Below are 14,857 nucleotides of genomic sequence, written 5' to 3' on the forward strand. Positions count from 1 at the left end.
TATGGGGGCTCTGACGAAAGCTGAGATGGCGGAACGTCTGTATGAGGAGTTGGGCCTGAATAAACGGGAGGCCAAAGAATTGGTCGAACTGTTTTTTGAAGAAATCAGGCACGCTCTGGAAGACAACGAACAGGTCAAATTGTCCGGTTTCGGCAATTTCGACCTTCGGGACAAACGCCAGCGGCCTGGCCGCAATCCGAAAACGGGAGAAGAAATCCCGATCACGGCTCGCCGTGTGGTCACCTTTCGTCCAGGGCAGAAGTTGAAGGCCCGAGTTGAGGCTTATGCTGGAACCAAGTCATAACGACGAACTACCCGTCATCCCGGGCAAACGCTACTTCACCATCGGTGAAGTCAGCGAGCTGTGTGCGGTAAAACCACACGTGCTGCGCTATTGGGAGCAGGAGTTTCCTCAACTCAACCCGGTCAAGCGCCGCGGAAACCGCCGGTATTATCAGCGCCAAGACGTGCTGATGATCCGGCAGATCCGCGCGCTGCTGTACGACCAGGGGTTCACCATCGGCGGCGCGCGTCTGCGTCTCTCTGGTGATGAAGCCAAAGACGACACAACCCAGTACAAACAAATGATCCGCCAGATGATCGCTGAGCTTGAAGATGTACTGGTGGTGCTCAAGAAATAAATTTCTGCTTTTAAATACTTCCAGTTTTCAAAAGCTTGCGATATATTCCTGAGCGTTCCGTTGAGAAGCGGAACAAGATTCACGCCTAGTCGGGGCGTAGCGCAGTCCGGTAGCGCACTAGCATGGGGTGCTAGGGGTCGAGTGTTCGAATCACTCCGTCCCGACCATATAATTCAAAGGGTTGCGAGATTTTATCTCGCGACCCTTTTTTATTTTCTCGGCTTTACCCTATAAATCCTCAGATTGATCGACTAATGCCTAGCCCTCGCGGCGTTGCCGCTGCACCAGGTCGATCAGGGTGAGCACCATCATCCTGCAACAGCCGACCGCTACCGATTCACGGCCTCAGGCACCAGCAGCAACCCCGAAGCCAACGCGACAAAACTCTCCACCACTTGCTCAGACGCCCTGTGCGGATCATCGGCATTGGCGATCCACAAGGACGCGCCGAGCAGGGCGCCCATGATCAGGCGTGCCGTCGCTTCTGTGTTGACCGGGCGAATCGTCCCTTCGTCGATCAGCCGTTGGATGCTGCGTTGGGTGCTGCGGATACATGCGTTCTGGCTGGGCCATTGCGAGGGATCGCCCAGCACTGACGGCCCATCGAGGAACACGATGCGTTGGATTTCAGGTTCCAGGGACATCTTGATGTACGCGATGGATTCATCGATGAAGCCGTCCCAGATCGTGGCCGCCTCATCGATGATGACCGACAGGCGCGCCATCATTTCTTCGTCGATCTGGGTGATGACGGCCTGCAGCAACCCTTTCTTGTCACCGAAGTGATGGTATAGCGCGCCCCGGGTGAGCCCCGCTTGCGCGGTCAGATCGTCCATCGAACTGTCCGCATAGCCTTTCGTCGCGAAGGCTTTCCGTGCTGCCTTGATCAGCTTGCCGCGGGTCTCCGAAATCATGTCCGCACGCTTCTGCGCCATCGAGCGTTTTCCTCATCAAAAATTTAACATGCATTGCGTATGTCAGTTGACATACGTCGCGTATGTCGTATTGTTGCTCACATACGAGGCGTATGCAATCGACATGAAGATCTGTTTCTTCAGTGCCGATGACGCCGCTCTTCAGCACAGGATACCGAGCAATGTGTGAGCAGCGCGATCCCGAGAGTTCAGTCACCAGCGTCGGCCAGGGCAAAACCCTCGGGCTGATCGTCAATCCTGTTGCGGGCATGGGCGGTCCGGTGGGTTTGAAGGGCACCGACGGCCCCTACGTCCTGCTAGAGGCGCGACGGCGTGGTGCGCGGCCGGTCTCCAGCGAGCGCGCCGTGCTTGCGCTCAAACGCCTGGCTGCCTCGACCATACCTTTTCGCTTGCTCACCGGCTCTGGCGCGTTGGGCGAAGACGTTGCACGCGCCGCTGGTCTCGATCCTATCGTCGTCTACCGCTCAACCTCCGAATCGAGTCAAGCCGATGACACGCGGAGCGCGGCGATTGTCATGGCCTACGCCAATGTTGATCTACTGCTTTTCGCCGGTGGTGATGGCACGGCGCGGGATGTGCTGGGAATGGTCGGTGACCGGGTGCCGATCCTCGGTATCCCGACGGGCGTGAAAATGTATTCCGCCGTCTTCGGTACCAATCCCGAAAACGCTGGAAACGTTGCTGCACGCTTTGTTGCCGGCGAGCCTTCGGTGCGCTTTCGCGAGGCCGAGGTGATGGACATCGATGAAGCGGCCACGCGAAATGACCAGGTGTCGGCGCAGCTCTATGGCTACGCACGCAGCCCTTATGAACGTCTCCTCGTACAAAACGCCAAGTCCGGCTCTATCTCCAGTGACAACCTGGCGCTGGACGCTGCCTGTCGGCAGGTCGTTCGAGAGATGCAGCCGGGCTGCCTGTACCTGTTGGGGCCCGGCACCACCACGCGGCGCGTGATGACCGAACTCGGCCTGCCATCGACGCTGCTGGGTGTCGATGCCGTGCTGAACCGCGCGCTGGTGGGTTCTGACCTCAACGAGCACCAGTTGATCCGGCTGATGGAGGGCTATGAGGCCCGCATCATCGTCGGCGTCCTTGGTGGGCATGGCAGCTTGTTCGGCCGTGGCAATCAGCAGATCAGCGCCGAGGTCATCCGCCGGGCAGGGCGCGAGCACCTCATCGTGATCGCCTCGATGGACAAGCTGCTCTCCCTCGACGCCGGTTGCTTGCGCGTCGACACCGGCGACGCTCAAGTCGACGCCGCGCTCAGCGGCCATATACGCGTACACACAGGACCTGACCGGTCCGTCGTCTTCAGGGTTCGATCCTGACCATTTGTTCCATCCGAAAACCGAGGATAACCCCATGAGCAATCATGTCGCCCACCCCTACATGGCGAACTCCGTACCCGCCCTCAAGCAGGAGATGCTGGACTCCATTGGTGTCGACAGCATTGAGGCACTGTTCCAGCAAATCCCCGAGGAACATCGCCTGCAACGGCCGATCAACCTGCCGCCGGCACTGAACGAAAGTGAGCTGCGCCGACACTTGGTCAGTACGTTGTCGAAGAACAAGACCTGCGAGCAGAACCTCAACTTCCTTGGCGCCGGCTGTTGGCAGCACCACGTTCCGGCGGCCTGCGACGAGGTGGTACGGCGCAATGAATGGCTGACGTCGGTGTTCGGTGAGCCGAGTTCCGACCACGGGCGCAACCAGGCTTGGTTCGAGTTCTGCAGCCAGCTCGGCGAGCTACTGAATATGGACCTGGTCGGCCTGCCCGTGCGCAGTTGGGGTTGTGCCGCCGGCCACGCCATCCGCATGGCCACACGCATCACCGGGCGCAACGAAGTGGCGGTGGTCCGTGCCATCGACCCGGAGCGACTGTCGATCATTCGCAATTACTGCGAACCGGTCGACATGCCGAGCCACATCGTCGTACGCCTCGTCGACTATGACCCGAACACCGGTTTGCTCGACCTCGATCACCTGCGCGCCTCGATCGGTGCACAAACCGCCGCCGTCTATTTCGAAACCCCGTCCTACTTCGGGGTGATCGAACAACAAGGCGGCGAGATTGCGGCGATTGCCCATGCGGCGGGCGCCGAAGTGATCGTCGGTGTCGACCCTATCTCTTTGGGCGTGCTGGCGGCACCCATCGATTTCGGCGCGGACATCGTGGTCGGTACCACGCAGCCGCTCGGCGTGCACATGAATTGCGGCGGCGGCGTCAGCGGCTTCATTGCAACCCGCGACGAAGCACTCTATGCGCATCAGTATCCGACGCTGTTCATCAGCATCGCCGAGACCACCAAGCCCGGCGAATACGGTTTTGGCCTGAGCCTGTTCGAGCAATCGTCCTATGGCTTGCGTGACAAGGGTAACGACTGGACCGGCCACTCGGTGTACATGTGGGCCATCGCCAACGCCGTGTACATGGCGATGATGGGGCCGCAGGGCTTTGAAGACGTGGGCAAGGCGATCCTGCAACGGGCTCACTACGCCGCCAAATTGCTGGCTGAAATTCCAGGGGTAGGCGTGACATTCCCGTCCGGTTTCTTCAAGGAGTTCGTGGTCAATTTCGAGGCCACCGGGCTCAGCGTGAAAGACATCAACAAGCAGCTGCTCGCACTCGGGATCTTCGGCGGCAAAGACCTGACGCAGGACTTCCCGGAGCTGGGCGCCAGTGCCCTGTATTGCGTCACCGAGATTCACACCCAGGCAGATATCGAGCGTCTGACCGCTGCACTCAAAAAGGTAATCGCACAATGAACACCACACTCAAGGAATACCACGCCCCCGTCTGGAGCGAACCGGTCATTATGGAAATGGGCTATCCCGGCCGCCGCGGTGTGATTTTTTCCGATGTCGAAGCCGACGTTCAAACAGCGGTCGGCAGCGCCGCTGATTTGATTCCCGCGACCATGCGCCGCTCGCGCAAACCGGCGTTGCCGGAAATGTCCGAGCCCGAAGTGCTGTATCACTACTTGCGCCTGTCGCAGCAGACCCTGGGGATGATGAACATCAGCCTGTTCGGCACTTGCACCATGAAGTACAACGCGCAGATCAACGAGGCCATGGCCTGGCGTCCGGAAATCACCCACGTGCATCCCTATCAGGATGAAGACACCCTGCAAGGCGCGCTGGAAGTGGTGCATGGCATGGACACCATCCTGCGCGAGTTGTCCGGGATGGATCAGTTCATCTTCCAGGCCGGCGGCGGTGCCGACGCGGCCTACACCAGTTGCGCCGTGACCCGGGCCTACCATGCGTCCCGTGGGGAACTGGCCCAGCGTGACGAGATCATTACCACCATCCAGACACACCCCAGCAGTGCCGCGACGGCTGCGGCGGCGGGGTTCAAGGTCATCACGCTGATGATCGAGGAAAACGGCTATCCGTCGCTCGAATCGCTGAAGGCTGCCGTGTCCAACCGCACTGCCGCGTTGATGGTGAACAACCCCGACGACATGGGCGTCTACAACCCCGAGATGCGCGAATGGGTGCGCGTGGTGCATGAGGCCGGAGGCCTGTGCTTCTACGATCACGCCAACTTCAATGGCGCGATGACCAAAATCCGCGCCCGCGAACTCGGGTTCGATGCCTGCATGTTCATGCTGCACAAGACCTTCGGCGCGCCCAAGAGTGGCGTCGGCGGCCCCGCTGTGGGGGCTTATGGCTGCTCGGCGGAACTCGCCCCGTTCTTGCCTGCGCCCGTGGTCGCCTTTGACGGTGAGCGCTATCGCCTCGACCATGACCGTCCACAAAGCTGCGGCAAGATCCGCGAGTTCTGGGGCAATGTCCCGGTGATTCTCAAGGCCTACGCCTGGTCCCGCGCCATGGGGGCGGCGGGTATGGCCGAGGCCTCGGACATTTCCGTGCTGGCCAACAACTACATGGAAAAAGGCCTGCTGGCCATTCGCGGCGTCACCCGTTCCCATCCCGAGGCCACGAGTCCGCGGATGGAAATGACGCGCTACAGCCTTGAGCAACTCAAGGAAGACACCGGGGTGGATGTCCACGATGTGCAGAACCGCATGAGTGATTTCGGTATTGATCCGATGTGGAGCAGCCACCACCCGTGGCTGGTGCCCGAGCCGTTCACCCCGGAACCGGGCGAAATGTATGGCAAGGAAGCGCTGGACACCTGGATCGCGGTGCTCGCGCGAATCTCCGACGAGGCCTACTCTAATCCCGAGATCGTCAAAACCTCGCCGCATAACCAGGCGATCCACCGGCTCAAGAGCGCGCCACTGGAAGACCCGCAACACTGGGCCATGACCTGGCGCTCGTACGTGCGCAAGAACGATAAACGTACGGCTTGAACCAGCGGTTCACCGATGCAACGCCCCGTTGATCAGGCGGGGCCGTGATCCACACCTGTTCAGAGCCAACAATCAGCCATTGGAAGTGCCCCAGGCGTGCTACGCGGCTAGGGACTTCCCCACAGGAAAACCTCATGTCGATTTTCGAAACGGGCCTGGCGCCCTCGCCAGTCAATCATGTCGCGCTCTCGCCCCTGAGCTTCATCGAGCGCACGGCCTCGGTCTACGGTGAGTATCCGGCGGTGATCCACGGCGCGGTACGGCGCAACTGGCAACAGACTTATGAGCGCTGCCGGCGCCTGGCCGGCGCGCTCAGTGGGCGGGGTATCGGCAAGGGGGATACGGTCGCGGTGATGCTGCCCAACATCCCGGCCATGCTTGAAGCGCACTTTGCTGTGCCAATGATTGGCGCCGTTCTCAACACCCTCAATGTACGGCTGGATGCGCCCGCCATTGCCTTCATGCTGGAGCACGGTGAAGCCAAGGTGTTGATCACCGACCGTGAATTCCACGAGGTGATCCGTGAGGCCCTGAGCCTGCTGTCCAAGCCGCCTCTGGTGGTCGATGTGGACGACCCCGAGTATGGCGAAGGCCAAGCGCTCAGCGATCTGGACTATGAAGGCTTCCTCGCTGAAGGCGACCCGCAATTCGCCTGGCAATGGCCTGAGGACGAATGGCAAGCCATCGCCCTCAACTACACGTCCGGCACCACCGGCAACCCGAAAGGCGTGATTTATCACCACCGTGGCGCCTATCTCAATTCGCTGGGCAATCAGATGACCTGGGCCATGGGCAATCATCCGGTGTACCTCTGGACGCTGCCAATGTTCCATTGCAATGGCTGGTGCTACCCATGGACCGTTACCGCACTGGCCGGCACCCATGTGTTTTTGCGCCGCGTGGAGCCTGAGAAAATCCTCATCCTGATCAATCAACACCAGGTCAGCCACCTGTGCGGCGCGCCCATTGTGCTCAACGCGCTGGTCAACCTGCCGGACTCGGCCAAGGTCACTATCGATCACCCGGTAAACGCCATGGTGGCGGGCGCCGCGCCGCCGGCCAAGGTCATCGGTGCGGTGGAGGAAATGGGCATCAAGATTACCCACGTGTATGGTTTGACCGAGGTTTACGGCCCCGTGACCGTTTGTGCCTGGCACGCGCAATGGGATGAGCAACCGCTCGATGAGCGGGCGAAGATCAAGTCACGCCAAGGCGTGCGCTATCCGACGCTGGAAGGCCTGATGGTCGCTGATCCGCAGACCCTGGAGCCGGTGCCTTGCGATGGGATCAGCGTCGGCGAAGTCTTCATGCGCGGCAACACGGTGATGAAGGGTTACCTGAAGAACCCCGAGGCCACCCGTGAGGCATTCCAGGGTGGCTGGTTTCATACCGGCGACCTGGCGGTTCGTCACCCGGACGGCTATGTCGAAATCAAGGATCGTCTCAAGGACATAATCATCTCGGGCGGAGAGAATATTTCCACCATCGAGGTTGAGGGCGTTCTGTATCGTCACCCGGCGGTACTGGAAGCGGCGGTGGTCGCCCGTCCGGACGAAAAATGGGGTGAAACCCCATGCGCCTACATCACCCTCAAAGCCGACTGCCAGGATATTCGGGAAGCCGACATCATCCGCTTCTGTCGTGAGCATCTGGCAGGGTTCAAGCTGCCGAAAACCGTGGTGTTCAGCGAGTTGCCAAAAACCTCGACGGGCAAGATCCAGAAGTACGTGTTGCGCGACTGGGCCAAGGCACTCTGAAAAGGAACCCACTTGACCGATGACCGGCACTTTTCGCAATCGGGACACGCACATGGCTCGCCGCTCAGCGATGGACGGATTCATTACACCGCATCACAAATGAAGTTCCCCGCCACACCTTTATCCCCCGCCATGTAACTTCTTACCATCCACTCCATGTCGCCGCCCCGCCATTCCGGCGGGGGGCTCACTGGAGACTGTCCCATGCCTTTCATCAGCGTTCGTATCACCCGCGATGGCGTTACCCAGGAGCAGAAGGCCCAGGTGATCGCCGAGATCACCCGGACCATGCAGACGGTGCTCGACAAGGATCCGCGCCTGACCCACATCGTCATTGACGAGGTCGACACCGATAGCTGGGGCTATGCCGGTATGACCACCACGCAGTACCGCAAGCAGCTGGCGGAGTCGAAATCATGACGCGTACGGTCAGTATCGATTTCGTGTCGGACGTGGTGTGCCCTTGGTGCGCGCTGGCGGTAACGGCGCTGGATCAGGCGATTGGCAATCTCGCCGGCCAGGTTGCTGTCGAGCTGACGTTCAAGCCCTTCGAGCTGAACCCGGACATGCCCGCCGAGGGTGAAAACGCGGTCACGCACATGATGCGCAAGTACGGCCGCAGCGCCGAGCAGGTCGCTTCTCGCAATGAAATGATCATCGCTCGCGGCAAGGCCATTGGTTTCAAGTTCGATCTGGAAAAACGCAGCCACTTCTACAACACCTTCGATGCCCATCGCTTGTTGTTGTGGGCGGTGGAAGAGCGGCTTCAAGTCGCGCTGAACAAGGTTCTGACCAGGGCGTATTTCACCGACGGCCAGGACATCAGCGAACGGGAAACCCTGGTGCGCCTGGCCGGTGAGGCGGGGCTTTCCACGGCTGGCGCACGCAAGGTGTTGGCAGAGGGCACGTACGCCGTCGAAGTGCGGGAGCTGGAGCGTTTCTACCATCAGCGGGGAATCGATTCGGTGCCGGCAATGGTGGTGAACGGGCGCCAGCTGATTACAGGGTCACAGTCGGTCGAGCATTACGAAGAGGTCCTCCGGCAGCTTGCACAAGAGCCCGCCGAGGCCTGATTAAACAACTTATCCATCCATTTTTACTGAGCGAGAAATCATCATGAGTCATGCAAAAAAAGTCGTTGTTGTTACCGGTGCTTCCCAAGGCCTCGGCGCTGGCATTGTCGAGGGATTCCGTAAACTGGGCTATCAGGTGGTTGCGACTTCCCGGTCGATCAAGCCATCGAGCGATCCGGACATCCTTACCGTGGCCGGTGACATCGCCGATCCCGCCACTGCCGAGCGCATCATCCGCGAAGGCGTGGCCCGCTTCGGTCGCATCGATACGCTGGTCAACAATGCCGGGGTGTTCCTTGCCAAGCCTTTCACCGATTACACCCTCGAAGACTATGTAAACGTCGTGGCCACCAACATGGGCAGTTTCTTCCACATGTCGCAACAGGCCATCGCGCAAATGGAAAAACAAGGCGACGGCGGTCATGTGGTCAGCATCACCACCACGCTGGTCGACCACGCGGTGCAAGGCGTGCCCTCGGTGCTGGCCTCGCTGACGAAGGGTGGCATGAACGCTGCCACCAAGTCGCTGGCCATTGAGTACGCCAAGCGCGGGATTCGGGTCAACGCCGTTTCGCCCGGCATCATCAAGACCCCGATGCACAGCGAGGAAACCCATGCTGCACTGGGCAGTTTGCACCCGGTCGGCCACATGGGTGAAGTCGAGGACATCGTGGGCGCGGTCCTGTATCTGGACAGCGCGGCTTTCGTCACCGGGGAAATCCTCCACGTTGACGGTGGACAAAGCGCCGGTCATTGATCACGACAGAGTCGTTTCGCCACCCGGCAGGCGGCGCTTGGACATGTTTCAGGGTAAACCTGAGGCAGCCAAGGGTCGCCTGCACCAATCGTAAGAAGCCCCTACGAAAAAAACAAAGAGGCGCTGATCATCGATGGCTGAGGGATTCCCGATACTGCGCTTCATCGACTTCGGTCAGCGTTGCATAACCGTCGTAATGGTAGATTCGGTGCCTGTCACGGGCGTAGCGGTCATTCAGGAATTCGAGGGTGGCCAGGTCGATACGTTTGGCGCTCAGCGGACGTCGATGACAGAACAACTTGCGCGTACCCAGTTGCAGGAAATCGGGATGTGGTACGCGGACCTCATCAGGATCGAACGCCAGATCCAGCAGCTTGCCCTCCGAGAAGATCAATGTAGGACTGACCGCATAAGTACCAAGCATTCGAGTATTCGAGGGGTGGAGACGTTTTTTCGCCTCGCCGTAGTAATACACGGTGTCTCGATCCTTGGCCCAGCCATGCCCGCAGGACTCGAAAGAGGCCGCTTGTGCCTTACGAATCGGTTCCGGGGGATGGTAAAAAACCCGGTGACAGAACACGGTCTTGCCGTCGGTCAGGTAGGGTGAGCCGAGTGAGCGAAAATGCTCCGCCGATTCCGGGGAAAACCGTTCGGGTACTTCAGTGTCGGCATTATGGTATGGGATCAGATACAAGCCGTTGGCGTCGCCACACAGGTGCGTGTCCAATACTCTGAAACTCGCCGCGTCCAGCCCGCTGATAACGCGACCGTGGAAATACACCTGGCGGCCCAGCTCGAAACCGAGGCCGATGGCGCGTAAGGGCGCCGATTCTGCGTGCACTTGCGGCTCTTCAGGCAGTGCCTGTAAGCGGTGCCACCAATAGTCCTCCAACTGCGGATGTGCCTCGAAGTAAGGAGCCCATGCCTGTTGCATGGCCGCATCGATGACGCCGCCAGAGCCCAGCGGGCCGTGCTTGTCACCGACCAGCACGGGCGAGTAATCCTGCTCATTCTGATAGAGCTGGGTTACTACGAAGCTCTCTACGTCGACATCGAGGCGTTTTTGACGCCGGTAGACGTGCTGGTGATCACGGTAATAGTCGAACCCCAGGTGACGAAAACTCGGGCCATGGGCATCACGCAGACGGGTCCCGGCTGCGTAGACGTACTTGTCGTCCACGGCAAAATACTCATCCTCGCGTTCGCTGGCGCTGACCACGCGACCGCAGGCATCGAACGCCGGCTGCCAGCACTTGAGCAGGTGAAAATCGCCCACGTAGCGAATGGTTTTTCCGGTCAGATAATAGGCCCGTTGGTGGTCTTTGGCGTAGCGTTCGTTAAGCACGCTGAAGGTTGCCAGGTCGACATTGTCGATGCGGTAGAAGTATTCGTATGAAACGCTCGAGCCTTGCTGCGCTTGCACGATGATCGACTGTCCATCCGTTCCCCAGCGGCGGGCGAGCATCTGGAAGTCGTGCGGGTTGGCGATAGGCAGCGGCGAGCCGTCTTTCTGGTGCAAAGGCTTGAAGCCCTTGTAGACCTGATCGTCGATCACTCGATAGGACGGGTGATTGCAATAACGAACCCGGGCCGTGGCGCTGGCGATCCATTGCCCATGCAAAAAGATATTCTCGCCATCACTGAACAGCGCGCAAGCGGCAGTTACCGATGCCGGCGATGATTCCAACAGGGCAAGACTGTCGGGTCTTGCCTGTGGGATTTCAGTGATCGAGTATTCGCCCAACCAATAGGCGCCGGTTCTATCCCGCCAGTATTGGTAGCCCAGACTTTCCAGGCCCTTGTCGAAACGAAACGGTAGTGCATGAAGCACGTGGTAACCGTGGCGCTCCAGGTAAGCGGGAAGCAGGTAGTAATCCCGCAGCGTATCGCGCAGGACTTGAGGATTGCGTCGATGCCGCCAGACCGGCTGGCCGGCGAGCAAGGGGGAGGGCGGATAGTGCCCATCGCTGGCGCACTGGGCTAGCTCGCGGGGTTGCATGCCTTCAGGGTTGAGCAGGATGTACACATCAGGCACTTGCCCGTCGCCCAGCAGCGCACCGTCCATGAAGGCGAAGCCTTGATGCCATTCAAGGTTCAGCGGTTCCCAGTCAGCAATAGCCGTTTCTATGCTTGTCATGTTATTGCGACCTGAACGTCTGGTGGTTGGCCGAAGACGGCCTGACCAGTGTAAACAAATCCATGATCGCAATAGCTTGGCCCAATCTAAAAAGATTGGGCCTTTTCACGCCTGAGACAATGAAGCACCAGGCCAGTGGTCGACGCTGCCGTGATCAGAAGATGAACTTGAACAGCGCAATGACCACGATCAGGCCGATGATGAAAATGATGCCTACGGTACCGCCAAGGAATTTCAACATAACAGTGCTCTCATCAGGGGGGCTCAATCTTCTAGACCACCCTCGACAACGCTCGTTTCGTTGGATATTCACTCATGGGTAAATCAATGCACCGCCCAGGACCTTGGCACCGGAACATGCTCGAACTTTGAAATGGTCTTGATCCAATAGCGGCGATACTCAGTCTGGTCTGGCGCCAAGGGTTTGTGGGTTGACCAAGGATGTTCGGCCTTCAAACTGGCGCGGTAGGCCTCCCATTCTTTTTGCTCGGCCACTTCCCTGGCTTTGGCTCTGTCATCGAACCAACCCAGGACGTAGGCTTCGCCCTGATCCGTGCCGTGCGCTATCAGCAGATAAATGTCAGTCATTACGGGCCCTGCCTTCCAATCCTGAAACCCAGTCACTGGGGTCTTATCAGGGGTATCGGCCGCTGCTTGGTGTTTTTGAGATTTATTGATGAGTGGCGTGTCTGCGGACCAGGACGAGTCGGCAGGTTTAGAAGGTCTGCCCCATGGAAAACTGAAACACCTGTGTATCCGCGTTTTCAGGTGTGCGCACTGGAAAGGCCAGGTTGGCACTCAACGGTCCCAGCGGACTGTACCAAGTCACCCCAACCCCGACTGAACTGGCCATCTGGTCGAGGTCGACCCCGTCGCAACCCTGGGTGGTGCTCAGGTAACACTTGTTGGAGTACACGCTGCCGACGTCCCAGAAGACCGAGGTGCGCACGGATTTGTTGTCTTTGATGAACGGCATCGGAAACAGGTATTCCACGCCGCCAGTGATGAGGATGTTGCCGCCCAGTGATTCGGTGTCCCGGTCGGAATAATACTGCTGTCCTTCACTGGCGTAGGTGCCGGTGGCCGGGGTGCTGTGGGGGCCGAGGGTGCCGCTTTCGAAGCCACGCACCGAGCCCTCGCCACCGGCGGTGTAGTTCTCGTAGAACGGCAGGCCGTCGGTCGAGCCGTAGCTGTTGCCATAACCGAGCTTGGTATGGAAACGCAGTGAGGTGGCGTCGGTGACCGGCACAAAGGTCTGCCCGGTGTAGTCGAGCTTGTAGAAGCTCAGGTCGCTGCCCGGCACAGTCATCATCAGGTTGAGGTTTTGCGAGTGGCCGCGGCTCGCCAGCACGCCGCGGTTCAGGGTCGATTCCGACCAGCCGATAGTGGCCTTGAGGTTGGTGAACTCGCTGCCTTCACGTTGGATAAAGTCGTAGATCTCATCAGAGCTGTAGGTGCCTGCTTCGATGCTGTCATGTTGCGCCGTCACGCCGAAGCTCAAGCGTGAGGTTTCATTGATCGGGTAGCCCACTGTGGTCCCGGCACCAAAGCTATTGATGGAGTAGTACGAATTGTCGTCATCGTAGTACTCGTTGTAGTCGGTGGCGCTGTAGAACGCGTTGTAGCCCAGGCTCACGCCGTCTGGCGTGAAATAGGGGTCGGTAAAGCCGATGTTGTACTTGCTTTGATAAGACGAGCGGGTCAGGCCCAGGCTGGCATAGTTGCCAGTGCCGAGGAAGTTGTTCTGGGTGATCGAGCCGCCTAGGATCAGGCCGGAGCTCTGGGAGAAGCCGACGCTGGCGGTGATCGAGCCGGAGGCTTGCTCTTGGACGCTGTAGTTCACATCGACCTGGTCATCGATGCCCGGTACTGCCGGGGTCTCGACGTTGACTTCCTTGAAGAAGCCCAGGCGTTCCAGGCGGGTCTTGGACTGGTCGATCAGGTAAGTCGATGCCCAGCCACCTTCCATCTGGCGCATTTCACGGCGCAGCACTTCGTCCTCGGTCTTGGTATTTCCCCGGAAGTTGATACGGTTGACGTAGGCACGCTTGCCCGGATCCACGGCGAAGATGATGTCGACGCTATGGTCTTCAGTGTGTGGGGTTGGCACGCCGTTGACGTTGGCGAAGGTGTAGCCCTCGTTACCCAGGCGACGGGTGATCAAGTCCGAGGTCGTGGTCATGACTTTGCGCGAGAACACTTGGCCCTTCTGCACCAACAACAGTGACTTGATCTGCTCTTCAGGCACTTTCAGGTCACCGCTGAGCTTGACGTCGCGAACGGTGTATTTCTCGCCTTCAGTGATGTTGACGGTGATGTAGACGTGCTTCTTGTCCGGGGTGATGGACACCTGGGTCGAAGCGATGTCCATGTTGATGTAGCCGCGGTCCAGGTAGTAGGAACGCAAGCGCTCCAGGTCACCGGAGAGTTTTTCACGGGCGTACTTGTCGTCGTTCTTGAAGAATGACAGCCAGTTGGTGGTCTTGAGGGTGAATTGATCGATCAGCTCCTCATCGGGGAAAACTGTGCTGCCGACCACGTTGATGTGCTGGATGGCCGCGACAGTGCCTTCATCTATCTTGATTTTCAGGCCCACACGGTTACGGGGCTGCGCGATGACTTCGGCATCGACCGTGGCCGAGTAGCGCCCCTGGGCGACGTATTGACGCTGCAGCTCGTTACGCACACCTTCGAGGGTCGCGCGCTGGAAGATCTCGCCTTCGGCCAGGCCGGATTGCTTGAGGCCTTTCATCAGGTCTTCGGTGGAGATCGCCTTGTTGCCTTCGATCTCGATACTGGCCACTGACGGGCGCTCCACGACGGTGATGACCAGGACATCACCGTCGTGCCCCAGTTGGATATCCTGGAAGAAACCGGTCTTGAACAATGCGCGGGTGGACTCCACCAGGCGCCGCTCATCGGCGTCATCCCCCACGTTCAAGGGCAAGGCCCCGAATACGCTGCCGGCGGAAACACGCTGAAGACCGTTGATACGTATGTCGGAAATTTTGAAGCCTTGAGCGTGTGCAAGTGTGGCATTGAGCAGCAGTGCAGCCGAGCAGAGCAGGCGCGAAAATTTCATCAAGATCTTTATCCAGGACACATCGACAGGCAGCGTAGGCGGGCGCGGATATCTCACAGCGAGACGAGTAGCCGCGCAGCGAGCCGGCTGGTGGAAGTGCAGCATAAAAGCTCGGTGCGTTTGGTGCGGTTAACCCAGTGTCAAGTTAGGTAAAGG

General features: G+C 59.2%; 13 protein-coding genes and 1 tRNA gene. 10 read left to right on the top strand and 4 right to left on the bottom strand.

The features are described from left to right. The first annotated feature begins 1 nt into the window (after position 1). The 3 genes from ihfA to CD58_RS10300 all read left to right on the top strand — a co-directional run bounded on the left by ihfA (position 2) and on the right by CD58_RS10300 (position 808). A complete protein-coding gene (ihfA, locus tag CD58_RS10290; protein WP_002553164.1) occupies positions 2-304 on the top strand; it encodes an integration host factor subunit alpha in 303 nt (100 codons plus the stop codon). Then, positions 285-641, top strand: coding sequence for a MerR family transcriptional regulator (locus CD58_RS10295; RefSeq protein WP_003179985.1), 357 nt, complete (start codon positions 285-287; stop codon positions 639-641). The genes ihfA and CD58_RS10295 overlap by 20 nt, the downstream gene beginning before the upstream one ends. 90 nt (positions 642-731) lie before the next feature. After that, positions 732-808: transfer RNA gene (locus CD58_RS10300), tRNA-Pro, on the top strand. A 162-nt stretch (positions 809-970) separates the two neighbouring features. Here CD58_RS10300 and CD58_RS10305 read toward each other — a convergent pair. Next, positions 971-1,576, bottom strand: coding sequence for a TetR/AcrR family transcriptional regulator (locus CD58_RS10305; RefSeq protein ID WP_025212925.1), 606 nt, complete (start codon positions 1,574-1,576; stop codon positions 971-973). A 161-nt stretch (positions 1,577-1,737) separates the two neighbouring features. On the opposite strand from CD58_RS10305, the gene CD58_RS10310 reads away from it, so the two are divergent. The 7 genes from CD58_RS10310 (at position 1,738) to CD58_RS10340 (ending at position 9,482) form a co-directional block, all read left to right on the top strand. Next, a complete protein-coding gene (locus CD58_RS10310; RefSeq protein WP_025212926.1) occupies positions 1,738-2,904 on the top strand; it encodes an ATP-NAD kinase family protein in 1,167 nt (388 codons plus the stop codon). 34 nt (positions 2,905-2,938) lie between these two features. Then, positions 2,939-4,342, top strand: a complete 1,404-nt coding sequence (gene gcvPA, locus CD58_RS10315; RefSeq protein ID WP_025212927.1) for an aminomethyl-transferring glycine dehydrogenase subunit GcvPA — start codon at positions 2,939-2,941, stop codon at positions 4,340-4,342. Beyond that, entirely contained in the window at positions 4,339-5,895 is a 1,557-nt protein-coding gene (gcvPB, locus tag CD58_RS10320; protein ID WP_025212928.1) for an aminomethyl-transferring glycine dehydrogenase subunit GcvPB, read from the top strand. Before gcvPA ends, gcvPB begins: the two co-directional genes overlap by 4 nt. A 134-nt stretch (positions 5,896-6,029) precedes the next feature. After that, positions 6,030-7,652, top strand: coding sequence for an acyl-CoA synthetase (locus tag CD58_RS10325; protein WP_025212929.1), 1,623 nt, complete (start codon positions 6,030-6,032; stop codon positions 7,650-7,652). A 204-nt stretch (positions 7,653-7,856) separates the two neighbouring features. Continuing rightward, complete coding sequence (locus tag CD58_RS10330; protein ID WP_025212930.1) at positions 7,857-8,072, top strand: tautomerase family protein; 216 nt, start codon at positions 7,857-7,859, stop codon at positions 8,070-8,072. After that, the gene (locus CD58_RS10335) at positions 8,069-8,725 is read left to right on the top strand and encodes a DsbA family oxidoreductase (protein ID WP_025212931.1); all 657 of its coding nucleotides are present in this window, start codon (positions 8,069-8,071) and stop codon (positions 8,723-8,725) included. The genes CD58_RS10330 and CD58_RS10335 overlap by 4 nt, the downstream gene beginning before the upstream one ends. 43 nt (positions 8,726-8,768) lie before the next feature. After that, positions 8,769-9,482, top strand: coding sequence for an SDR family NAD(P)-dependent oxidoreductase (locus CD58_RS10340; protein WP_025212932.1), 714 nt, complete (start codon positions 8,769-8,771; stop codon positions 9,480-9,482). Between the two features lie 127 nt (positions 9,483-9,609). Here the strand turns inward: CD58_RS10340 and CD58_RS10345 are convergent, their stop codons facing one another. The 3 genes from CD58_RS10345 to bamA form a co-directional block, all read right to left on the bottom strand. Further along, positions 9,610-11,619: a DKNYY domain-containing protein gene (locus CD58_RS10345; RefSeq protein ID WP_025212933.1), complete on the bottom strand. Its 2,010-nt coding sequence runs from the start codon at positions 11,617-11,619 to the stop codon at positions 9,610-9,612. Between the two features lie 324 nt (positions 11,620-11,943). Further along, positions 11,944-12,207 (bottom strand): hypothetical protein, encoded by a 264-nt coding sequence (locus CD58_RS10350; RefSeq protein ID WP_025212934.1) that lies wholly within the window; start codon positions 12,205-12,207, stop codon positions 11,944-11,946. Between the two features lie 127 nt (positions 12,208-12,334). Then, positions 12,335-14,701 carry an outer membrane protein assembly factor BamA gene (gene bamA, locus CD58_RS10355; protein WP_025212935.1) on the bottom strand — a complete coding sequence of 789 codons (2,367 nt, stop codon included), beginning with the start codon at positions 14,699-14,701 and terminating at the stop codon, positions 12,335-12,337. Positions 14,702-14,857: the final 156 nt, after the last annotated feature.

Source organism: Pseudomonas brassicacearum (assembly GCF_000585995.1).
In the GTDB taxonomy this organism is placed as follows: domain Bacteria; phylum Pseudomonadota; class Gammaproteobacteria; order Pseudomonadales; family Pseudomonadaceae; genus Aquipseudomonas; species Aquipseudomonas brassicacearum_A.

Coding starts and splice junctions, on each gene's coding strand:
- CD58_RS10330 (WP_025212930.1), top strand. CDS start 7,857: ATGCCTTTCATCAGCGTTCGTATCACCCGCGATGGCGTTACCCAGGAG.
- gcvPA (WP_025212927.1), top strand. CDS start 2,939: ATGAGCAATCATGTCGCCCACCCCTACATGGCGAACTCCGTACCCGCC.
- gcvPB (WP_025212928.1), top strand. CDS start 4,339: ATGAACACCACACTCAAGGAATACCACGCCCCCGTCTGGAGCGAACCG.
- ihfA (WP_002553164.1), top strand. CDS start 2: ATGGGGGCTCTGACGAAAGCTGAGATGGCGGAACGTCTGTATGAGGAG.
- CD58_RS10310 (WP_025212926.1), top strand. CDS start 1,738: ATGTGTGAGCAGCGCGATCCCGAGAGTTCAGTCACCAGCGTCGGCCAG.
- CD58_RS10325 (WP_025212929.1), top strand. CDS start 6,030: ATGTCGATTTTCGAAACGGGCCTGGCGCCCTCGCCAGTCAATCATGTC.
- CD58_RS10345 (WP_025212933.1), bottom strand. CDS start 11,619: ATGACAAGCATAGAAACGGCTATTGCTGACTGGGAACCGCTGAACCTT.
- bamA (WP_025212935.1), bottom strand. CDS start 14,701: ATGAAATTTTCGCGCCTGCTCTGCTCGGCTGCACTGCTGCTCAATGCC.
- CD58_RS10340 (WP_025212932.1), top strand. CDS start 8,769: ATGAGTCATGCAAAAAAAGTCGTTGTTGTTACCGGTGCTTCCCAAGGC.
- CD58_RS10350 (WP_025212934.1), bottom strand. CDS start 12,207: ATGACTGACATTTATCTGCTGATAGCGCACGGCACGGATCAGGGCGAA.
- CD58_RS10305 (WP_025212925.1), bottom strand. CDS start 1,576: ATGGCGCAGAAGCGTGCGGACATGATTTCGGAGACCCGCGGCAAGCTG.
- CD58_RS10295 (WP_003179985.1), top strand. CDS start 285: ATGCTGGAACCAAGTCATAACGACGAACTACCCGTCATCCCGGGCAAA.
- CD58_RS10335 (WP_025212931.1), top strand. CDS start 8,069: ATGACGCGTACGGTCAGTATCGATTTCGTGTCGGACGTGGTGTGCCCT.